Source organism: Sediminibacterium sp. TEGAF015, from assembly GCF_025997995.1.
Classification (GTDB): Bacteria; Bacteroidota; Bacteroidia; order Chitinophagales; family Chitinophagaceae; genus Sediminibacterium.
On the sequence record NZ_AP026683.1, the window covers coordinates 2,658,846 to 2,680,689 of the forward strand.

20 protein-coding genes are annotated in these 21,844 nt (G+C 40.2%); 7 read left to right on the top strand and 13 right to left on the bottom strand.

Annotated elements, in window-relative coordinates; translation table 11 throughout:
- Nucleotides 1-66 precede the first annotated feature (66 nt).
- Nucleotides 67-993, top strand: a complete 927-nt coding sequence (rsgA, locus tag TEGAF0_RS11905) for a ribosome small subunit-dependent GTPase A (RefSeq protein ID WP_264898523.1) — start codon at nt 67-69, stop codon at nt 991-993.
- On the opposite strand, the gene TEGAF0_RS11910 is transcribed toward rsgA, so the two are convergent.
- Nucleotides 994-1,536: a gamma carbonic anhydrase family protein gene (locus tag TEGAF0_RS11910; RefSeq protein WP_264898525.1), complete on the bottom strand. Its 543-nt coding sequence runs from the start codon at nt 1,534-1,536 to the stop codon at nt 994-996.
- 59 nt (nt 1,537-1,595) lie between these two features.
- Here TEGAF0_RS11910 and TEGAF0_RS11915 point away from each other — a divergent pair, with 59 nt between their 5' ends.
- Genes TEGAF0_RS11915 through TEGAF0_RS11925 form a run of 3 tightly spaced genes read left to right on the top strand, consistent with a single transcriptional unit; the run spans nt 1,596 to nt 3,351 of the window.
- Nucleotides 1,596-2,771 (top strand): aspartate aminotransferase family protein, encoded by a 1,176-nt coding sequence (locus tag TEGAF0_RS11915; RefSeq protein WP_264898527.1) that lies wholly within the window; start codon nt 1,596-1,598, stop codon nt 2,769-2,771.
- 47 nt (nt 2,772-2,818) lie between these two features.
- Nucleotides 2,819-3,061 carry a type II toxin-antitoxin system ParD family antitoxin gene (locus tag TEGAF0_RS11920; RefSeq protein WP_264898529.1) on the top strand — a complete coding sequence of 81 codons (243 nt, stop codon included), beginning with the start codon at nt 2,819-2,821 and terminating at the stop codon, nt 3,059-3,061.
- The gene (locus TEGAF0_RS11925; RefSeq protein WP_264898530.1) at nt 3,058-3,351 is read left to right on the top strand and encodes a type II toxin-antitoxin system RelE/ParE family toxin; all 294 of its coding nucleotides are present in this window, start codon (nt 3,058-3,060) and stop codon (nt 3,349-3,351) included. Before TEGAF0_RS11920 ends, TEGAF0_RS11925 begins: the two co-directional genes overlap by 4 nt.
- Before the next feature lie 34 nt (nt 3,352-3,385).
- On the opposite strand, the gene bshA is transcribed toward TEGAF0_RS11925, so the two are convergent.
- Nucleotides 3,386-4,519 carry an N-acetyl-alpha-D-glucosaminyl L-malate synthase BshA gene (gene bshA / locus TEGAF0_RS11930; protein WP_264898531.1) on the bottom strand — a complete coding sequence of 378 codons (1,134 nt, stop codon included), beginning with the start codon at nt 4,517-4,519 and terminating at the stop codon, nt 3,386-3,388.
- Nucleotides 4,520-4,667: 148 nt separating this feature from the next.
- Here bshA and TEGAF0_RS11935 point away from each other — a divergent pair, with 148 nt between their 5' ends.
- Together TEGAF0_RS11935 and TEGAF0_RS11940 are read left to right on the top strand one after the other, a co-directional pair.
- Nucleotides 4,668-6,038: a M20/M25/M40 family metallo-hydrolase gene (locus TEGAF0_RS11935; protein ID WP_264898533.1), complete on the top strand. Its 1,371-nt coding sequence runs from the start codon at nt 4,668-4,670 to the stop codon at nt 6,036-6,038.
- Nucleotides 6,039-6,045: 7 nt separating this feature from the next.
- On the top strand, nt 6,046-6,438 hold the full coding sequence (locus tag TEGAF0_RS11940) for a hypothetical protein (protein WP_264898535.1): 393 nt from the start codon (nt 6,046-6,048) through the stop codon (nt 6,436-6,438).
- Between the two features lie 49 nt (nt 6,439-6,487).
- Here TEGAF0_RS11940 and TEGAF0_RS11945 read toward each other — a convergent pair whose 3' ends face one another.
- From TEGAF0_RS11945 to TEGAF0_RS11970, 6 genes are read right to left on the bottom strand one after another with little or no spacing between them, the layout of a single operon-like run.
- Nucleotides 6,488-7,183, bottom strand: a complete 696-nt coding sequence (locus tag TEGAF0_RS11945) for an SAM-dependent methyltransferase (protein WP_264898537.1) — start codon at nt 7,181-7,183, stop codon at nt 6,488-6,490.
- Nucleotides 7,176-7,964, bottom strand: coding sequence for an EI24 domain-containing protein (locus tag TEGAF0_RS11950; RefSeq protein WP_264898539.1), 789 nt, complete (start codon nt 7,962-7,964; stop codon nt 7,176-7,178). The genes TEGAF0_RS11945 and TEGAF0_RS11950 overlap by 8 nt, the downstream gene beginning before the upstream one ends.
- Nucleotides 7,965-7,998: 34 nt before the next feature.
- Nucleotides 7,999-9,003, bottom strand: a complete 1,005-nt coding sequence (locus tag TEGAF0_RS11955; RefSeq protein WP_264898540.1) for a PorP/SprF family type IX secretion system membrane protein — start codon at nt 9,001-9,003, stop codon at nt 7,999-8,001.
- 50 nt (nt 9,004-9,053) lie between these two features.
- Nucleotides 9,054-9,707, bottom strand: coding sequence for a uracil phosphoribosyltransferase (gene upp / locus TEGAF0_RS11960; protein WP_264898542.1), 654 nt, complete (start codon nt 9,705-9,707; stop codon nt 9,054-9,056).
- A 40-nt stretch (nt 9,708-9,747) separates the two neighbouring features.
- The gene (ade, locus tag TEGAF0_RS11965) at nt 9,748-11,448 is read right to left on the bottom strand and encodes an adenine deaminase (protein ID WP_264898544.1); all 1,701 of its coding nucleotides are present in this window, start codon (nt 11,446-11,448) and stop codon (nt 9,748-9,750) included.
- Nucleotides 11,449-11,456: 8 nt separating this feature from the next.
- The gene (locus TEGAF0_RS11970) at nt 11,457-12,791 is read right to left on the bottom strand and encodes a PAS domain S-box protein (RefSeq protein ID WP_264898545.1); all 1,335 of its coding nucleotides are present in this window, start codon (nt 12,789-12,791) and stop codon (nt 11,457-11,459) included.
- A 59-nt stretch (nt 12,792-12,850) separates the two neighbouring features.
- Between TEGAF0_RS11970 and TEGAF0_RS11975 the strand changes: the two genes are divergently transcribed.
- Nucleotides 12,851-15,991: a WD40/YVTN/BNR-like repeat-containing protein gene (locus TEGAF0_RS11975; protein ID WP_264898547.1), complete on the top strand. Its 3,141-nt coding sequence runs from the start codon at nt 12,851-12,853 to the stop codon at nt 15,989-15,991.
- Nucleotides 15,992-15,993: 2 nt separating this feature from the next.
- Here the strand turns inward: TEGAF0_RS11975 and TEGAF0_RS11980 are convergent, their stop codons facing one another.
- From TEGAF0_RS11980 to TEGAF0_RS12000, 5 genes are all read right to left on the bottom strand, one after another.
- Nucleotides 15,994-18,210 (bottom strand): carbohydrate binding family 9 domain-containing protein, encoded by a 2,217-nt coding sequence (locus TEGAF0_RS11980; protein ID WP_264898549.1) that lies wholly within the window; start codon nt 18,208-18,210, stop codon nt 15,994-15,996.
- Between the two features lie 102 nt (nt 18,211-18,312).
- On the bottom strand, nt 18,313-18,996 hold the full coding sequence (trmD, locus tag TEGAF0_RS11985; protein ID WP_264898557.1) for a tRNA (guanosine(37)-N1)-methyltransferase TrmD: 684 nt from the start codon (nt 18,994-18,996) through the stop codon (nt 18,313-18,315).
- A gap of 19 nt (nt 18,997-19,015) precedes the next feature.
- Nucleotides 19,016-19,402: an RNA-binding S4 domain-containing protein gene (locus TEGAF0_RS11990; RefSeq protein ID WP_264898558.1), complete on the bottom strand. Its 387-nt coding sequence runs from the start codon at nt 19,400-19,402 to the stop codon at nt 19,016-19,018.
- A gap of 1 nt (nt 19,403) precedes the next feature.
- The gene (locus tag TEGAF0_RS11995; protein ID WP_264898559.1) at nt 19,404-20,774 is read right to left on the bottom strand and encodes a dipeptidase; all 1,371 of its coding nucleotides are present in this window, start codon (nt 20,772-20,774) and stop codon (nt 19,404-19,406) included.
- Between the two features lie 30 nt (nt 20,775-20,804).
- Nucleotides 20,805-21,800: a cation diffusion facilitator family transporter gene (locus TEGAF0_RS12000; protein ID WP_264898560.1), complete on the bottom strand. Its 996-nt coding sequence runs from the start codon at nt 21,798-21,800 to the stop codon at nt 20,805-20,807.
- Between the last annotated feature and the right edge of the window lie 44 nt (nt 21,801-21,844).

The following is a 21,844-nucleotide window of genomic DNA, read 5'->3' on the forward strand; positions in this document are numbered from 1 at the left end:
CACAACCAGCCTTATTTGGGTTAATATTTCGCAAAAATTGAGCAGACTGCCTTTATCTTCGTTTCTGTGAAGGCTAAAATATACAAATCAACCGGTAGCTGGTATCAGGTAAAAGCAGAAAATGGACAGTTTTACAATGCCCGTGCCAAAGGGATATTTAAAATTGAGGGCCATACTTCTACAAATCCAATTGCGGTAGGGGACGATGTAGATATTGAAATTGAAGCCGTGCAGGAAGAGTCTGCTGTTATCCAAAAAATTCACGACAGAAGAAACTATGTGGCAAGGGTGTCTCCACACAATAAAAGGATGCATCATATCATCGCATCAAATATGGATCAGAGTTTACTCTTTGCTACTTTAAAAGAACCAAAAACATCAGCAGGCTTCATTGACCGCTTTCTTATTTCTTGCGAAGCCTATCATATTCCTGCCATACTGGTTTTTAATAAAGCCGACCTGTACAAGCAAAAGGAAATGGAGCGTTTTGAGTTATTGAAAGAGATATACACCAATGCAGGATACACTGTGATGTTAATCAGTGTAGAAACGGGTATGGGGCTAGGGGAATTAAAAAATATACTAATGAATAAAACCACTTTACTAAGTGGACATAGTGGGGTTGGCAAATCAACTTTTATTAATCACTTGTTTCCTCAATTTAATCTGAGAACACAGGAAGTGAGCAACTGGAGTGGCAAGGGATTACATACAACTACTTTTGCAGAGATGTTCGATATTGATGAATATACCCATATCATAGATACACCGGGGGTTCGGGAATTGGGGATTGTAGACATCGCCAAATCTGAGCTCTCTCATTATTTTCCGGAGATGCGAAAATTACTGGGTGATTGCCAGTTCAACAATTGCATGCATATTAATGAACCAGGTTGTGCGGTGAAGCAACAGGTTGGTATTGGATCTGTATCGGAAGATCGCTATGTAAGTTATCTTACCATACTTGATACTATGGACAACAAGAAGTACTAGCTACTGCTTCAAAAAATTATTGTGGTTGTAATCTGCAAACCAAGAAGCATACTGCACATAATTATTCGATATTCTTTCTATTTCACCATGCACCATTTCGGGTGATAAATCTTTCACTTTTTTTGCAGGAACACCGGCATAAATGGTTCCGGACTCTACTACTGTACCTTCTAGCAATACAGCTCCGGCTGCAATGATGGAATTGGAATGGATTACACAGCGATCCATTACAATGGCACCCATGCCAATCAATACATCGTCATGAATGGTACACCCATGAACCAGCGCATTGTGACCAATGGAAACACGGTCGCCAATTACAGTTGGGTTTTTCTGGTAAGTGCAATGAATAACTGCACCGTCCTGAATATTTACTTTGTTTCCAATTTTAATAAAGTGTACATCGCCTCTCACCACGGTATTGAACCAAACACTGCATTCATCGCCCATTACCACATCTCCTACAATAGTAGCATTAGGGGCTACAAAACAATCTGCACCCATTTGCGGATGCTTGCCAAGTACAGGTAAAATCGTTGCCATAGTAATATTTGCGATGAAGATATAAATTATCGGCAATCTTATTATAAGTTTGAACCCAAATGAATCAACGTCAATTGTTTTTAGACCATGTGGCCCAGACTTCTCCCAAACCCATTGGGATTGAAATGGCTGCTGCACATGGGGTCTGGCTTACCGATACCCAAGGTAAAAAATACATTGACGGAATTTCCGGTTTCAGTGTGGCCAATATTGGTCATGGGAATCCTGCCGTTATTAAAGCAGTTCAGGAACAGGCCGCTGCTTACATGCACGTGATTGTATATGGCGAATTCATTGAAACACCACAGGTGCAATACGCAAAAAGATTAACCGAATTTCTTCCTGCCTCTTTAAACTGTGTCTATTTTACCAATAGTGGGGCAGAAGCAACCGAGGGAGCCATGAAACTGGCCAAGCGTGTAACCAACCGGTCCAAAATCATCGGAGCCCAAAACGCCTATCATGGAAGTACACAGGGCGCTTTAAGTATGATGGGAGATGAATATTTTAAACAGGCATTTCGACCTTTGTTACCTGATGTATATCATTATGCCTATGGTTCCTCCGATTTGATTGAAAATATTGACAGCGAAACAGCCTGTGTGATACTGGAAACAGTGCAGGCGGAAAGCGGCGTAACTGCTCCCCCGGCAGCATGGTTACAAGCGGTAAGAGAAAAATGCAATCAGCATTGTGTGTTGTTGATACTGGATGAAATACAGGCAGGATTTGGAAGAACAGGTTCTTTATGGGCATTTGAAAAATTCGGTATAGTGCCCGATATCTTATTGCTTGGGAAGGCCCTGGGTGGGGGCATGCCCCTAGGCGCTTTTATAGCGGATCAAAGACTCATGAATACCTTAACCTATGCACCAGTGCTAGGTCATATTACTACGTTTGGTGGCCATCCTGTTTCCTGTGCGGCAGGAAAAGCAGCTTTTGAAGAATTGATAGCACACCCCGAATGGATACGGGAAGTGCCACAGAAAAATGCACTTTTAAAATCCCGCTTACAGCATCCGAAAATTCTGTCGGTAAAGGATTGTGGATTGTGGATGAGTTTACAATTTGCTACTCCGGAAATTACCCAGGCAATTGCGCATGCTTGTATTCAAAATGGATTAGTAACCGATTGGTTTTTGTTTGCCCCCGACAGAATCAGAATTGCCCCGCCTTTGATTATTACAGAAAATGAGCTTTACCAGCTTTGCGATATAGTGTTGAAGAGTATTTAAATTCATATACCAATAATTGGTATTTTTGAACTTAAATACTCTTTTGTATGTCAAAAAACACTTCAATTCTTTTAGGGGAGCATTTTGAAAAATTCATTAATAGCGAGGTTTCCTCTGGGCGTTATGGTTCAGCTAGTGAAGTAATACGAACAGCTTTGCGAATGTTAGAAACTGAAGAACAAAAAAAGAAAGCATTGATTAAAGCTTTAGTTAAAGGTGAAAAATCTGGAAGAGTTGAGAATTTTGATCCAGTTGCTCATTTAGCAAAACTTCATAAAAAGCATTCATGAAATTGAAAGTTATTTTTCATCAAGAAGCTTTATCAGATTTAGAAGAAATATGGCTTTACACTTTAGAAACTTGGTCTCTTGAACAAGCTGACAGATATTACAATCTAATTATCAAAGAAATTGAGTTCGTTTCTAAGAAACCAAAGTCTGGAAAAAATCTAAATTCTTTAAGAGAAGGGTATTATTCAACAAAAGTAAAGTCACATTTTGTTTTTTATAAATTTTCTTCAACAGAGTTGGAAATCATAAGAGTATTGCATGAAAGCATGGATATTCCTAATCGATTGTAAAATGCAATTAAGACTTTCCTAAAATCTTAAGTTCTTATAAACTCATCCTACAAAACCTGCCGTATAATTTCTCGTAAATAGGAATAATTTTTTTGATGTCGAATTGGGCAGCTTGTTCATAGGCTGCTTCTTTCATAGTTGCCAACTTTTGCTCATCGCTTAGTAACTCAATGGCATATTTGCTCATCGATTCTACATCTCCTACATTGGCCATATATCCGGTCTGCCCCTGAATATTGATTTCCCCCAAACCACCCGCATTGGTGCTGATGACAACGGTTCTGGCTGCCATGGCTTCCAGGGCCGCCAAACCAAAACTCTCGTATTCAGAAGGCAATAAGAATACATCGCTTACGGCAAGAATATCCTCAATCTGTTCCTGCTTACCTAAGAAACGAACATCGTGTTCCACTCCTAATTCTCTTGCTAGTTCTTCACAGGCAGGTCTTTCAGGACCATCACCAACCATTAGTAATTTGGAAGAGACGGAAGCCTGTGTGGCTGCAAATACTTTAATCACATCTGTAACCCTTTTTACTTTTCTGAAGTTACTGGCGTGCATAATGATTTTTTCTCCGTTGGGTGCAATCACTTTACGGAATGCATCAATCGGTTTTTTGTTGAACCTGCTTACATCCACAAAATTGTAAATAACTTCTATTTCTTTTTCAATGGCGAATGAGTGATAGGTTTCGTCCCTCAGATTTTTGGATACGGCAGTAATGGCATCGCTCTCATTGATAGAGAATGTTACAACAGGCTCATAGGTCTTATCACGACCTACCAGGGTAATATCGGTGCCGTGTAAAGTGGTGATAAACGGAACATGTCTGCCGGTTTTCTTTTGTACAATCTGACGGGCCATGTAGGCTGCAGATGCGTGAGGTATGGCATAGTGTACATGCAGTAAGTCTAAATCATAATTCATAATTACATCTACCATGGTACTAGCTAACGCCACTTCATAGGGCGGATAATCGAATAAAGGATAAGTAGGTACCCTTACTTCATGGTAAAAGATATTGGTATTGAACACATTTAGCCTTACCGGTTGCTGGTAGGTAATAAAATGTACCTGGTGGCCCTCATCAGCAAGTGCCTTGCCTAACTCGGTAGCCAAAACACCAGATCCACCAAAAGTGGGGTAACATACAATACCAATTCTCATTGCAATTGAATTATTCAATGTAAAGAACGGATATTTTTCTCTTTTGTTCGCCCCGTTCATACATAAGCAGTACAATTAACCAAAGCGTAATCTGAGAGATTCTACTCCTCATGGTTTAAATGAAAGGTCAAATCATTAACTTTAGAACATGAAGCAATTAATCATTTTTGCAGCATGTATTCCGATGCTGCTTTCTGCACAAAGCAATGCAGACTCGGTGTACATTAAAAAAATTAGTGATGAAATCATGCGCAATGGCAAAGCCCACGATTTATTGCGTGAATTAACCAAGGGCATTGGCGGAAGATTAGCTGGCTCTGAGCAATACAATAAAGCAGTTGCCTGGGGCGAAGCTTCTTTGAAGAAGCTGGGGGCAGACAAGGTTTTTTTACAAGCCTGTATGATGCCGAACTGGAAAAGAGGGGGCAAGGACCTAGCATCCGTAGTGGATCAGAATGGAAAGAAAATCAATCGTACACTGGATGTACTGGCATTGGGTAATTCAATGGGTACCGGCGGAAAACCACTGGTAGCAGAAGTAGTGGCTGTTCAGGACTTTGACGAAATGGAAGCGAAGAAAGACCAGTTAAAAGGAAAGATTGTGTATTTCAACAATAAATTCAATCCAACCAATATTCAGACTTTCAAGTCTTATGGGGAAGCAGGTCAGTACAGAAGATCTGGTCCAAGCAGAGCAGCCAAGTACGGTGCTGTGGGAGTAATGATCCGCTCATTAACGGAAGCCACCGATAACAATCCGCACACGGGTACAACAGGCTATGATGAAGCTTATCCGAAAATTCCAGCGATTGCTTTAGGCAATTATGATGCTGACTATATCTGGGAATTAACCAGAAAAAATATCATCAAAGTTTCCATGACTACCAACGGATCCTTTGGTCCGGATGTGGAAGGTCATTCTGTGGTTGCTGAATTAACAGGCACTGAATTTCCGAATGAATACATTACCGTTGGAGGGCACCTGGATAGCTGGGATGTAAACGAAGGAGCCCATGATGATGGTGCAGGAATTGTACAAACCATCGAAATCATGCGAGCATTGAAAGTGTTGGGTTATCAGCCCAAGCGAACTTTGCGCTTTGTGTTGTTTGCCAATGAAGAGAATGGTATGAGAGGGGGTAATAAATACGCAGAAGAAGCAAAGAAAAATAATGAGAAACATGTATTTGCATTAGAGTCAGATGCAGGTGGATTTACACCAAGAGGATTTGGCTTTACAGCAAGTGCAGAGCAGCTGGCAAAAATTCAACAGTGGTTGCCATTGTTAAAACCTTATGGAACCGACTTTTTACAAGCCGGTGGCGGTGGAGCAGACATTGGGCCTTTGAATAAAACTTTTGGAACGCCGATTGCTGGATTAATGCCCGACAGTCAGCGTTACTTTGATATTCATCATGCCCGTTCCGATGTTTTTGAAAATGTAAACAAAAGAGAGTTGAATTTGGGCGCAGTGAATATGGCGGCATTAATTTATTTAGTAGACAAATACGGACTATAATATGACAATGAAAAAATTTGCCTGGAGCGCAACCACCATAATACTTTTAGTGCTGGCTGGGTTTATCTACTGGCGTTATTATTTTGTTTACTCCGAAGGAACTAAAGCCGGCATTTTGAATACTTTCCAGCAAAAAGGATTTGTATTTAAGACCTATGAAGGCAATTTAATTCAGAGTGGATTTAAAGCCAATGTACAGAGCAATGAGTTTGTGTTTAGCGTAGTAGATGAAAAAGTGGCGGAAGTACTCAATCAGAATTCAGGCAGAGAAATCAATGTGCATTACAAAAGGTACTTAGGTGCTTTGCCCTGGAGAGGCGTAGAAAAATACATTGTAGACAGTATTTTAGAAGTGAGGGGGTTGGGCAATGAAACCATTATTGCTCCTAAACAGCATTGATTGCTGAGCTGAATCTGAACTAAATGAACTATAGATGAAATAAATATTGCTAGGCCTGCAATAAAAAAATCACCGGAATTTTATGAAGTTCCGGTATTTTTTTGCCCCATTCTTTTACGGTAAGGGTTACAATGCTTTCATCAGGTGCAGTAATATTCTTGCCCACGCAAATGCGGGTTTCCGGCTTACAGGAACTTAATAAATCTTTCATCATCTGATTGTTTCGGTAAGGCGTTTCAATGAATATTTGTGTACACTGATTTCGTTGAGCGTCTTCTTCCAGCGCCCTGATTTTCTTTTTTCTTTCAGATGGATCAATGGGCAGGTACCCGTTGAACTGAAAACACTGTCCGTTCATGCCACTAGCCATTAATGCCAGTAATATTGAGCTGGGCCCTACCAATGGTTTTACAGGGAATCCATTTTGCTGTGCAGCTTCTACTAGCACCTGTCCAGGATCGGCAATACCTGGGCAACCCGCTTCACTCACAATGCCAATGGCATGTCCTTCTTTCAAAGCTTTTAAAAACTGCTGAACAACTGCCGCCTCTGCTTTATGAATCGCCTGCCACTGATAATTGTCAATCACCATTTCTTTCCAGATCTTTTTGAAGAAACGCCTTGTGGTTTTTTCGTTTTCTACAAAGAAATAAGAACATTGCTGTATTCCTTCCTTTATATATCCAGGAATGGTCTCCAGTGCATCTTCGTATAGCACAGTAGGTATGAGTAATACTTTACCCATTGTTGTTCTGTATTTTTTCTAGCGCTTCTTTTTTAAGCGGGTATATACTTAATGTGGCAGCTACTACCGCATAGGCAGGGGCTAAAATCCACCCGATTAGGGGTAATAAATGAAACAGATAAAATACAAGACCATTTCCGATGGCCAGTCCTTTATGGGCTGCAACAAAGGCAATGCTTTCAGAAGTTGACTTTTTATGTCTTTCCATGCTATAATCCAGCATGGAGAAGCCGTAGTAGTAGCACTCCAGAATTAAAGCAAGAAATGGAGTAAGCCATCCGAGTAGCGGAATCAAACTTAAAAAAATGATACTGAGAACATATACTGTTTGCCACAAACTGTTTCGGATGGCCAGTTGAATACCACGCACTATATCTTTCAGGAACTGAGTGGTATTAAAAGGAAAATCCTTGTTTTCTAAAATCGCTTCTGTTTTCTCACTTAAGTAGGCAAACAACGGAGAGCCTACAATGAGAAATAAATATTTAAAGAGAGAAAAATAAAAAAGCATCAGCAGGATCCATAATAACATGCTTCCCATGGTGAAAATGAATCCGAGGAAACCACTGTCGATAGTATCCAGCCATCTTTTCAGTCCGGTATTCAGTGCAATCCACTCAATAGCATTATTAACGCTCTGGCTAAAAAAATACATGCCGGTGAGAAAAAGCAACATATAAAGCAATCCTGGAACAATGATCCATTTCCAAAGTTTATGTGCTTTAATGAAACGGTGCGCTGCTCCGTAAGCCTGTATTGATATGATAATTTCCTTTAGCAATCGGGGGTTTTTGCCAAAGATAGCAAATAGGATTCTAAAACTTGGGGCAGTTCACTGGCCTGTCTGTATTGGGTCTTCTGATATAAATCAGGGAAACTTCAATTCCTCCTCTGTTCATGGAAGCTGTTCTTAAAGAGGAAGTATTGTAATCGTAGGTTGCACCAATTCGGATATTGTTAAACTCAATGCCAATATAAGGAATGATGGCATCTTTCATTCTCATCCAGGCACCAATGTATAAGCTCGTTGGGTTGAGTTGATCAGGCGTTGCATTCAGTTGTATGGCACCCCCGATAATGGTTTGAGAAGCCTGTGCCTGAAAACTCTGTGATCCGCTCAGGTGAAGGGTTGCAGAAGTGCTTAGTGGAAAATAGGCCCCTGCATGAATATTGGTTCTGGGCTTCAGTGCATATTCGGCTCCGGTAAAAGATTGCCGGGGCCTATTAATATGGTACATGCTGATGCCAAAATAGAAATTATTATTCTCGTTGGTACTTCCGTTGTACAATAAACCTGCGTTTAAATCGAGGTATTTTGATTTGAGTGTGGTATTGTTGAATATCTCTGAACTCACTCTGGTAAAACCAGCTGTAGTTAACTGATCTTCAAAATTGAGATTAGTGGTATTGATAAACATATTGGCATATGTTCCCTGAAAGCCAAGTCCAATCTGGTGCATACCATCTTCATCCAGGCTCTTGTGATAAGCTGTTGAGAAACTTCCGTAATTAAACTGAACTGCGCCATTACTGCTATTGTCGTTGAATCCCATGAAGCCCACACCCCAGGTATCGCCTCTTTGCATTTTATTCTGCATGATTTGAAAATCGATGGAAGCAGTTGCCGTTGTAAAAGCATTGTTGATGCCTGGCCATTGATTGCGATAATTACCTGCTATGCGATAAGTACCAAAAAATTTACCAGTGAAGGCGGGATTTAAAGTAAGCGGGGAAGAAAAAAATTGAGAAAAATGCGGATCCTGTGCCTGCGCTACCAAAGACAAAAAAGCCCCACATCCCCAAAGCAGAAGTTTACGCATACAGTTTTGTTCCTTCTAAAGATACAATTTTATTGAGGCATGCAGCTTTGCTATGATTGCATTTTTGAGCCATATGCCAGGTCGCCGGCGTCACCTAAACCCGGAACGATATACGACTTGGCAGTCAGTTCTTCGTCAATATCGCCACACCAGATTTTAATATTGGTTCCGCATTCTCTTTCTAGGAATTCAATACCTACAGTGCAGGCGATGGCTACTACCACGTGAATATTTGCCGGATTCCATTCTGCTTTCATGTGTTGAATGGTCTTTACCAAGGAGGCACCGGTGGCAAGCATGGGGTCAGAAATTAACACAACTCTGTTATTCAGGTCCGGACAGCTCATGTATTCCATGCTTATTTCAAAACTCCCATCTCTGTGGTGTTTGCGGTACGCAGACACAAATGCATTGTCGGCTTTATCAAAGTAGTTAAGCATACCATTGTGCATAGGTAATCCTGCTCTTAAGATGGTTGCCAAAACGGGCTGATCTTTTAATAGTTTGCTTTCGTGTGTTCCCAATGGAGTAGCTATTTCAACCGTTTCCCAGGGAAGTTCCTTGCTGATTTCATAAGCAGCTACTTCTGCAATACGCTCCAGGTTTCTTCTGAAACGCATGCGGTCGCCTTGTACGTTTACATTTCTTAACTCAGCTACCCAGTTGCTTAGCAGGCTGTGCTGCTTACTTAAGTTGATCACCATGGCCAAAAATTATGCAGCGAAAATAAGGTTTTTACTGAGGTCAGGATAAAAACGAAAAGCGGTCTCCATCAAATAATCCCTTGTCACTTAATTTTAAGTGAGGAATCACGAGCAATGCCATAAAACTTAAGGTCATGAATGGCGCTCCCAGCTTACTTCCTAGGCTCTTGGCCATGGCGTCAATCGCCGTATATTGATTGGCTATCTCAAAACCATCTTCTGTACTCATGAGTCCGGCAACTGGCAAGGGCAAAACTTTTTGATCGGAACCCTTTACGCAACTGATACCGCCCTCTGCAGCAATTACTGCATTAATGGCTGCTACCAGTTCCCCATCCGTTGCGCCAACTGCCACAATATTATGACTATCGTGTGCTACGGTAGAGGCGATGGCGCCGGTACGGAAACCAAAATTCTTGATGAATGCTTTTGCTACCGGCGCCATATGGTACCGGTTCACTACTACCATTTTTAAACAATCTGTTTCCGGATTGCTAATCCATTCTCCGTTGATTTCTAGGCCCTTCATCATGATCCGATTTGTTATGAGTTGTCCGTCCAAAGCTTCTATGACTGGAATCAAACCTCCTTTCTGCGGATAATTAGTTATATGTACTTGAAGGTCTTCCACTGTTACTGGTTTGCAGGAAAAGCGATTGATTGGAGTGGCAGCTACTGAGGGAATGATGGATTTGAATGGAGTAACGCCTTCGATATTCGGATTGGTTATATCTGGATTTTTTGAACTGTTGTTAATCAGCAGCGGCTGTCCGTCAATATAGGTTTGGGTTACTTTAAAATGAGTAAGGTCTTCCACTACAATAAAGTCGGCAGGGTCTCCTACGCGTAGGGTTCCCACATTCAGTTTGTAGTGATGTACCGGATTAATGCAAGCCACTTTTAAAATATTGAAAATATCCAGCCCTTTGGCAACAGACCTTGCACACAATTGATTGATATGTCCTTCTACCAGACTGTCCGGATGTTTGTCGTCGCTGCAAAACATAATACTATTCGGATGGTCGTCGATGAGATCGGCTAAAGCCTCAAAATTTTTGGCAGCACTTCCTTCACGGATAATAATTTTCATCCCATAGGATAATTTATCTACGGCCTCCTCTAAAGTAAAGCATTCGTGATCGGTGGATATGCCGGCTTCTATATATTGTTTAGCCAAAGCTCCGGTAAGGCCGGGGGCATGGCCATCCACGGGCTTGCCGGCCCGGTGTGCTGCTGCAATTTTTTTCATGACTTCGGGGTCATTGTGCAGCACGCCGGGAAAATTCATCATCTCACTTAAATATTTAATGTCGTCTGATGCGAGCAACTGTGCTACTTCGTTGCTATCTAAGGAAGCACCTGCCGTTTCAAAAACAGTGGCTGGTACGCAACTGGGCGCACCAAAATTGAATTTGAAGGGAACCTGTTTCCCATTTTCAATCATGAATTGTACTCCTTCCATGCCACAGACATTGGCAATTTCATGTGGGTCACTTACGGTAGCAACAGTACCATGCAACACTGCAATTCTTGCGAATTCACTGGGTATGAGCATGCTGCTTTCAATATGCACATGGCTATCAATAAAACCCGGCATGATATATCCTGGCGTGTCAATGTCTTCTTCGGCTGCAGCTTCTATAGAGGCAATTTTTTTATTGGCTATGGTAACTCGTGCAGGATAAATTGATTTGTTATATATATCGACCAATAGTGCCGTAACTGTATATGCAGTGCTCATTTTATTGTCTACTCTTTTGTTTCGTCAACTATATCATGAATGGCTTTGTCTAAAACTTTTGCAGCTATTTCCAATTGATTCAATAGCATATTTTTTTCCTCAGAAGAAATTTCCATTTTCATCAGATTGATAATCCCCATAATATCAGTTAAAGGGCCTCTAACCTGATGGCTTTGATTCCAGGCAATTTTTCTTAGTTTCTCTGTAGTGGCTTTTTGAGCAGTTATATCGGTTTTAATTCCTAGAAAATGTTCAATAACTCCATTTTTATTTCTAACAGGTGTAATGGTTGCTTCTTCCCAAAAAAGTTCTCCGTTCTTTTTTCTGTTCAAAAATTCCCCTTTCCAGGTATACCCTTTGATGATTGTGTCCCACATATTTGCATATTGTTCCGAAGTAGTATGGCCTGTTTGCAAAATATTGATATTACTTCCTATTGCTTCTTCTCTGCTATATCCAGTTATATCAATAAAAAATTGATTAACGTATTCAATATTCCCATTTAAATCGGTTATGACAATACTGGTGCTACTCTGCTCAACTGCTATTGAAAGCTGTTGAATTTTATCATCCTTTATTTTTCTTTCTGTAATATTTGTTGAAACGACTAAATATTTTTTAGTTAATGTAGTTTCGTCTTCAATAGGCACAACAGATAGCTCAAACCAGAATTTGCCTATGGGCAAACTCAATTCATATTGTTGACCTACTGATATTCCTTTTTCATCTGTTTCTGCTAGTGCAGCATCCATTACAGCCGAAGCCTCTTTTGAAATAATATCTGAATATTTTTTCCCCATGAAAACTTCTGGAGGAGCGGCTAATAAGTCGTTTACATTAGAATGGTATTCATAAATTATTTTGTCATTGCCAATCACAAATATCAAATCAGGGATGGCTTTTAAAATGGCTTCCTGCTTTTTATAAAGCGTTGTCAGTTGCTCAAGTGTATTTCTTTGTTCAGTAATATTAGCATTGAACCCATACCAGGTAACAGATCCATCGGGTAATGCCTCTGGGCTTGATCTGGATAAGATCCATTGTACAGGCTTCCCGGGAATGCATACGCGGAATTCACAGTAGAATTCTGATATGTTTTTTGCTGAATGTTCAATATCTTCCAATACTCTTTCTGCATCATCTGGATGAAGTACCCTGGCAATCGCATCAAAACTATCCTTTACGTCCTCTGGTTGGCATCCAAAAATATTTTCAATTCCTTTAGAGGCTATGGGTACATAATAAGACCCATCTGGCCTTCTGGTAAATTGAAAGATAAGGTCGGGCAGATGGTAAGAGAGTTTTCTGAACTCGTCTTCTCTCTTATTTTCAGAAGATATCATGAATTCGTATTCAATTGTATTATGAAATTACAGTAATTTAACTGTCTTAATTGAATGCAATGAGAAAAATCCTATCGATTCTTGTATTGTCCGTTTGCATGCTTCCGCTACAAGCGCAAAAAAAAGAAAGAGTAAAACAGGTCGCCATCCCTAAAGAAGATGTTTCAGACCAATTATTAGCTAAAGTAAAATACCGTTCCATTGGACCATACCGCGGAGGCAGAAGTGCCGCAGTGGCGGGTAGTTATAAAAATAAAACCACTTTTTATTTTGGTGGAACAGGGGGTGGCGTTTGGAAAACGACTGATGGTGGAAGTAATTGGAAAAATATTTCTGATAAATTTTTCGGGGGTACCATCGGGGCAGTAGCCGTTGCACCCAGTGACGAATCTATTGTATATGTAGGTGAGGGAGAAAATACCATGCGAGGCAATGTTGCTGAAGGATTGGGTGGTGTTTGGCGTAGTGCAGATGCAGGCAGAACCTGGAAAAATATCGGATTAAATGATGGCAGACATATTATCCGTTTGATTATACATCCAAGAGATCCGAACACTGTTTGGGCTGCTGTAATGGGCCACCTTTTTGGACCGAATGAAGAGAGAGGTGTCTATAAAACTACAGACGGTGGAAAGACCTGGAAGAAAACTTTATACATCAACAATCAGACAGGTGCATCTGACCTTGTAATGGAGCCAGGTAATCCCGATGTGTTTTATGCTGGTATGTGGAGAGTAATCAGAACTCCGCACAGCATGGAAAGCGGTGGTGAAGGAAGTGGATTGTATAAAAGTACCGATGGTGGAGAAACCTGGCAACCCTTGATTAATAAAAAAGGGATGCCTAAGGGTTTGTGGGGTATTGTTGGTGTAGCAGTTGCTCCGTCAAATCCGGAAAAAGTATATGCGATTATTGAAAATGCAAATGGTGGTTTATTTAAAAGTGAAGACGCAGGTGAAACCTGGACACTAACCAGTAATGACAATAATATTCGTCAGCGTGCCTGGTACTATACGAAAGTATATGTTGACCCTAAGAATGAAAACCTGGTGTATTGCCCCAATGTAAACTTTATGAAGAGTAACGATGGTGGCAGAACTTTCCAGTCTGTGAATACACCTCATGGTGATCACCACGATTTATGGATTGATCCCGAAGATGGCAGGAGAATGATTGTAGCAGATGATGGGGGAGCACAGGTAAGTTTTGACGGAGGGAATAACTGGAGTACTATGGACAATCAACCTACTGGTCAATTCTATCGGGTAACAACAGATAATGCTGTTCCTTACAGAATTTTAGGAGCTCAACAGGATAATTCAACTGTTCGTATTAAAAGTAGAACCAGCGGCTCTGGTATCACTGCCAGAGACTGGGATATTACAGCGGGTTCTGAAAGTGGCCATGTTGTTGCAGATCCATTAAATCCTGAAATTGTTTATGGAGGTAACTATGGCGGATATTTAGCAAGACTCGATCATAGAACAGGTGAGAACAGAGCCATCAACGTGTGGCCGGATAATCCAATGGGTGCAGGTGCCGATGTATTGAAGTATCGCTTCCAGTGGAACTTCCCCATCTTTTTTTCGCCGCATAATCCAAAGCGTTTATATACAGCAGGTAACCATTTATTTGTAACAGAGAATGAGGGACAGAGCTGGGAAATGATCAGCCCCGATTTAACAACAAATGATAAAACCAAACAGGGACCAAGTGGTGGACCTATCACCAAGGATAATACTTCTGTTGAATATTATTCTACCATTTTTGCAGCTACTGAATCAGCATTAGAAAAAGATGTATTGTGGACAGGCAGTGATGATGGTCTGATTCATGTTAGCAAGGACGGAGGTAAGTCCTGGAATAATGTTACGCCTCCAGATGCAGGCAAGTGGATGATGTGGAACTGTATTGAAACAGATCCTTTCAGAAAAGGTACTGCTTTTTTTGCGGGAACAAAATACAAACTAGATGATTATACTCCTTATTTGTATAAAACAAATGACTACGGTAAAACCTGGACGCGCATCACAACAGGAATCAATAATATGCATTTTACAAGAGCTATCAGAGCTGACAGAAAAGTGCAGGGTTTATTGTATGCTGGAACAGAATTTGGTATGTATATCAGCTACAACGATGGTGCAAGTTGGAAACCTTTCCAGTTGAATTTACCGGTAGTGCCTATCACTGATATTGCATTAAAGGATAACGATCTCATTGTAGCCACTCAGGGTCGTTCATTTTGGGTAATTGATGATTTAACTATCATACAGCAAAAAAATGCATCGATTCTTGATAAGAATTTGCATGTGTTTGCAGTGAATGACAGTTACAGAACAGAAGGAGGTGGCAGAAGAAGAAGAGGGGCTGTTGCGGCTGAACCTAATGCAGGAGCCAATCCTCCGCAGGGTACCGTAATCAACTTTTATGCAAAGGGGATAACCGATAGTTCAAAAGTTTCTATTACTATTCATGACAAACAAGGAAAGCCTATTAAAACTTTCAGCAGTTACACCAAAGTGGCAGAAGATCAGCTGGAAGTGGTAGAAGGCATGAATCAGTTTGTATGGGATCAGAATTATCCGCCTGCTGAAAGAACAGATGGAATGATACTTTGGAACGGTGGAATTGGTTCTGCTAAAGCTGCTCCCGGAAAATACACTGGAAAAATCAAGTATGGCAATGACTCCGCTGATTTTAGTTTTGTGATTAAACCAAATCCTACCTATGCTGCAACAGAAGCGGATTACGATGCACAGGTTAGTTTCCTATTATCTGTTCGTGATAAATTCAATGAAGTGCAGAAAGCTATCAGAAATATCCGAACCCTAAGAACACAGATTACGGACCTAAACGCTAAGATTGATGCTAAATCTAATAAAGAGATTAAGCAATTGGCAGATAGCATCAACAAACAAATTACATCAGTAGAAGAAGCATTGTACCAAACCAAAGCTAAGAGCGGACAGGATGTATTGAACTTCCCAATTCGTCTAAATGATAAAATTGCAGGATTGTACGGAGTAGCGTCAAGTGGTCAGAATGCACCTAGCAGACAGGTACGTGAAGTATTTGCAGATTTAAGTGCACAGGCCAATTTGCAATTGTCCAAATTGAAACAGGTATTAGATACAGATGTTAAACAACTAAATAAATTAATAAATGACAAACAAGTTCCTGTAATAGGAATTAAATAATCTTATAAATTAAGCCAATAGTTCAATTTAAAAACGAGCGCTCTGTTTCTGTTTTTCATTAAAGGCGATGTAAAATAATTGTCTGTGTAAACCAGGAACAGATCGCTCATTGGCTTAAATCTGTATTGTAATCTGCTGTTGATATTGATATTGTTTCTTTGTGTGTTGTATTGAAAAAAAGTTGTCCAAAATAATTTGGTAGAAAAATTGATTTCTGTTCGCTGTGATATCAAAAAAAGTTCAGTTGAGCCATACGTGCCCGGAAATTCTAACTTGTTGTATTGTATATTCAGATTCAGATTTGTATTGGGTAATTTTCTGAAAGTGATTCCAGCTGTTAGTGTTCTGTTTGTACCATTATAAAATCCACCTGTTGCTGCACTTACATTGAAACTGAATGGCCTTCTGAAATCTGAGTTATACCGGATTCCTACATCTCTGTATTTGTATTTTGCTACAGGAAGTGGTGTTCCTCCTGTAAAAGAAATCGGAAATAATAAATCTACTTCATAGTCTGTTGCGCCATATCCAATTCTAGACGTATTTCTAAATTCTACTCCCCCGCTAAAACTGGTATTTCTTTCATTAAAACTATTGTCAGGATTCCATACAACATAGTTCTCGGCTTCAAAGCGAATTCCTATCAGTTTGCCTTTTGACGGGATGATTTTATATTCTGCGTTCGTATAAGAGTGCTTAAATCCAACTCTAATGGATGTGTCTCTGGAGGCATCATAGTTTTCAATCCTCTCAATAAAACCCATATCAGCAAAGTAGTTGGTACCCAGGTTGGTTAGGTCCTGCATGAAGCTAAAATTTCTGCTATTGTAGGAAAATCCAAGGTTGTAAAAAGCATTGTCACTTTTAATGCCTGGTTTAAAGGAGTGATGATAAGTAGCCCAGGCCCCCCATTTCCCTTCCAGGTCAGAGTAGTTGTATTCTATGCCTGCATTGCGACTGAAAACATCCAGTGGATTTGCATTTTTTTCTTTTTCAGTCATGAAACTACTTCTGTTTAAAAAATATGCTTTTATAACAGAGCGGCTGAACACTCTCTGATCCACAGATAAAGCTGTATAATTCTCTGGAGCATAATCACCTTGTCTTCCGGTTTGCATATTCATAAAACCAATTCTGGTTTTCTTTGCAATATTTCCTGTAATTCTGGCGCCAAAAAGAATGGGAATTTTGTTTCCGTTTTTGTCCAATCCAATTCTTCTGGAGTAAAATGGTCTGATGGGTTCAATTCCATATCCAGAAAACAAATCTGCATTCTCTAAGAAAAAAGTTCTTCTTTCAGGGAAGAAGATATTGAAACGGGTTAAATTGGTAACCTGTCTATCTACTTCAATCTGAGAGAAATCGGGATTAACTGTTAAGTCTAAATTTAAGGAAGAAGTCAATCCGATTTTTGCATCAAAACCTGCATTGGGTTTGGCATTGATGGGTTCATTGCCGGCTCTGTTTTCTGTTACTTCTGTTGTTACAAAAGGAACAAATACTGAATTGCTTCCTGGTTTTGGGGGAGCATCTTCCCAAACTAATGCACCTGTATAACCAATATCATGAGAGGCAAAATTGACAGGCACATTGGTCCAGGTAGAATATTCGTTGGTCTTTGTATCAACTCTTACAAAATTGATTCCCCAGGTTTTTTTATCGGCCGGATAGCGAATGGATTTAAAAGGGATGGCCATTTCAGCGGTCCAGCGATCTCCATATCTTTTGGTTTCAGAATACCAGGTCTGGTCCCAGCTGAATGAAACTCCATCTCCTGCAGAGGTAAGCTGATCTTCGCTTTGTGCATTATAGGCATTCACCACAAAAAAGAAACCATTATTCCTGGTATTTACCGGATCCAGTACCAAGGCCACACAATCATTTCCATCGTGACCAATATCTCTCTTTAAACTTTGTATAAAAACTTTCCCTGAATCGTACGCGGTAAATGCAACGTACAAAAACTTCTCATCATAGGAAGTTTGTACTTCTGTTGCATGTTTAGCTTTCTTTTTGTCATCTGGATATTTTTCCCAAAAGGAGCTCACTTTTTGGGCCTTTTTCCAAATTTCATCGTCCAGTATACCATCAATTTTTACAGGTGCGTGTGTTTTGGTTATAACAATCTGATAGTCTTTCTGAAAAGTCTCTCCATTTCTAACTTGAGCAAATCCATTTGCCCAGTAACATGTAAAAAATAAAATAGTCAGTATTCTCATATAGATTCTGCAAGGAATGCAACAAAAAAGCAAAATTGGTATAAAAACAGCGAGGCTGCAGATTAATTTGCTTAATGGTAGAATGAATGGATAAACGCAGTATTAATCTTCTTTCAGTAAATCGGGTCTGCGCTCTTTTGTTCTTTCCATGGATTGTTCAAAACGCCAGTCTTCCACTTTTTTGGGATCGCCCTGTAATAATATTTCCGGAACTTTCATGCCTCTGAAATCTGCCGGGCGGGTATAAACAGGCGGGGCAAGTAAATTGTCCTGAAAGGAATCTGTTAAGGCAGAAGTTTCATCGCTTAAAACGCCGGGAATTAATCTTCCGATTGCATCCACAACCACTGCCGCTGCCAGTTCTCCTCCACTCAATACATAATCTCCAATGGATATTTCCATATTTACGTATTGGTCTCTGATTCTCTGGTCAATTCCTTTGTAGTGTCCACAGATAATCAAAAGATTCTGAAGTAGTGATAACTGATTTGCTCTTTGCTGGTTGAATCTTTCACCATCCGGAGTCATATAGATAATGGCATCATACTTTGTTTCCTTTTGCAGTTCTTCAATTGCGTTGGCAAGTGGCTCACACATTAGTACCATTCCTGCGCCACCACCAAATGGATAATCGTCTACCTGTGCATGTTTATTAATAGCCCACTTGCGCAGATTATGCGTACGAACCCTAAGCAAACCTTTATCCTGTGCACGTTTCATGATGCTGTGGCTAAAAGGACCTTCCAATAGGGCTGGAACAACCGTGATGATATCAATAGTGAACATGCGCTGTTTGAATTATATTTTATTCCATAAATTCTTCCAAATCTCTCCTGTCTCTCTTGGTAGGTCTCCCTACTTTACTTAATCGCTTACCTGTATGGAAACTGGAAGCAACAAATTTGACCCGATCCAGTTCCTCCGCCGGCGTTATATCAATGTAGTATTTAATGGCTTCAGCATAGGCTTGTCTTGTATGAAGCAGTCCGGTCACTTTGATGACCCATTTTTTAGTTTCAGTTTTTACTTCGTATTCATCGCCAACTGCCACAATTCTGGAAGACTTAACTGAATCGCCATTGTATTTGACTTTGCCTTTACTGCAAGCATCGCCAGCCTGGCTTCTTGTTTTAAACAGCCGGATACTCCAGAGATATTTGTCTATCCGCAATTTTTCTTTTTCAACTGCCATATTATCCTTTCATTTCTGCGAAATACTTGTGGAAATAAGGAATAGTCTCAATGCCTTTGTAATAGTTCTCTAAATTGAATTTTTCATTAGGACTATGCAGGTTGTCACTGTCTAGGCCAAATCCAAGGAAGATGATTTTTAATCCAAGTTCCTTTTCAAATAAGGCACAGATCGGAATACTGCCACCGCCTCTTACAGGAATGGGTTCTTTGCCAAATGCAGTTTCAATTGCTTTTGCAGCTGCTTTGTATTCCACTGAATCTATCGGAGTCATATAAGGTTCTCCGCCATGATGCTCCATGGCATTGATGGTTACTCCGGCTGGAGCAATACTTCTGAAATAATCCAGTACTTTTTTGGTAATTACTTCCGATGATTGATTAGGGACCAATCGGCAGGAAATTTTAGCAGCAGCTTTGGAAGGTAAAACTGTTTTAGCGCCCTCCCCTGTGTAGCCACCCCAAATACCATTTACTTCCAAAGTTGGACGGATACCTGTTCTTTCGTTGGTGGTATATCCTTTCTCGCCCCACAATTCCGTTACACCTAAGTCTGTTTTATACTCCGTTTCATTAAAAGGTGCTTTGGCCATTTTGGCTCTTTCTTCAGGGGTAGCATCTACCACATCGTCATAAAAGCCGGGAATAGTGATATGATTATTTTCGTCGTGGCAGGAGGCAATCATTTGGGCTAAAATAGTAATGGGATTGGCAACCGCCCCTCCGTACACGCCGCTATGCAAATCTCTGTTGGCTGCAGTAAGTTCCAGTTCAATATAACTGAGCCCTCTCACGCCAATATCAATTGATGGATTTTCCATGCTTAGCATAGAAGTGTCTGAAATTAGTATCACATCTGCTTTTAACAGTTCTTTATTTTGCTTAACAAATTCTGCCAGGTTAGGACTTCCAATTTCTTCTTCTCCCTCTATTAAAAATTTAATATTGGTGCAGAAGCTATTGGTTTTAGTAAAAGTTTCCAATGCTTTTAAGTGCATATAAAATTGGCCTTTATCATCTGCAGATCCACGTGCATAAATTTTGCCGTCTTTAATCACTGGCTCAAAAGGTCCGCTATGCCATAATTCCAAAGGATCTGCGGGCTGAACATCATAATGTCCATATACCAATACAGTAGGTTTTGTTGGATCTACTATTTTTTCGCCATATACAATCGGGTGTCCCTTTGTTGGATAAATGGTTGCAGTATCTGCACCTGCTTCCAACAACCTTTGCTTTACTATTTCTGCGCAGTGCAGCATATCATCCTTGTGCTCAGATCTTGCACTGATACTAGGTATTTTTAATAACTCAATTAATTCATTTAAAAATTGGTCCTTGTGTTGTTCCTGATAGGTTTTCCAGCTCTCCATACTTAATATTTAAAGCTGCAAGTTACCTAATTAAGCCTGCTCTGCAATGCGATGTTTCTGGTTAGAAACCACATTTTCAAGGGTCCAGTCCAGCGACTGCTGAAAGGGCTGTGTTCTTTCCTTGCAATCCGATAAGGAGCAGATAGCACAGCTATAGGGTAAACAACCATCGGTATGCACAAAAAGCTCGATGGAATCGCCGAAGTTTTCTTTAATCAGGTTGGATAAATTGTCAATTTCACGGTGGGCTTCATGAACATTATAGTACCAGGGAAGTGTTAAGTGACAATCAATATGCAACAAATCGCCGTATTTGATAACTCTTAGGTTGTGCAAGTCAATCCATTTACTGCTCTTTGAAGTATTTAATACACCAATAAATTTATTTAACATTTGCTCGTCTGCCTCGTCCATAATTCCTGCAAGTGACTTTCTCAGGATTGTATAGCCATTGTACATAATCCATCCACTTAGCGCAAGGGCAACCACTTTGTCCAGCCAATAAATTTGCGTAAAATAAATCAATGCAATGGCTGCCAATACACCAACTGTGGAGTAGGTGTCAATTTGCAGATGCTTCCCGCTACTTTCCAGTGCAAGCGAATTATTTTTTCGTCCAATGCGAATGCAGATAGCACCGGCAATATAGTTCAGAATGGCAGTAGATCCAACGAGCCACATGCCATTGTCCAATGCCTGAACGGTATGGTTTTCTAGGATATTTACAACGGTTTCATATATGATTAAAATACCTGCAGCTATAATTAAGCTTCCTTCTGCAGCTGCAGAGATGAATTCGGCTTTGCCATGTCCGTAAGGATGATTTTCATCTCTAGGTTGAGCTGCAATATATAAGCTATACAGGCCAATAAACCCAGCTACAATGTTCACAATGCTTTCCATTGAATCTGATAAAATGGCCAGTGAATCCGTTAGATAATAGGCGGTTATTTTCAAGATAAACAGCACTACACTAAGAACAGTAACCCATTTTTGGACTAAAAAATTTTCTTTCCCTGAATACATAATCGCCTTATTTGATGGGAATTAATGAATTTTTGCTTTATTTT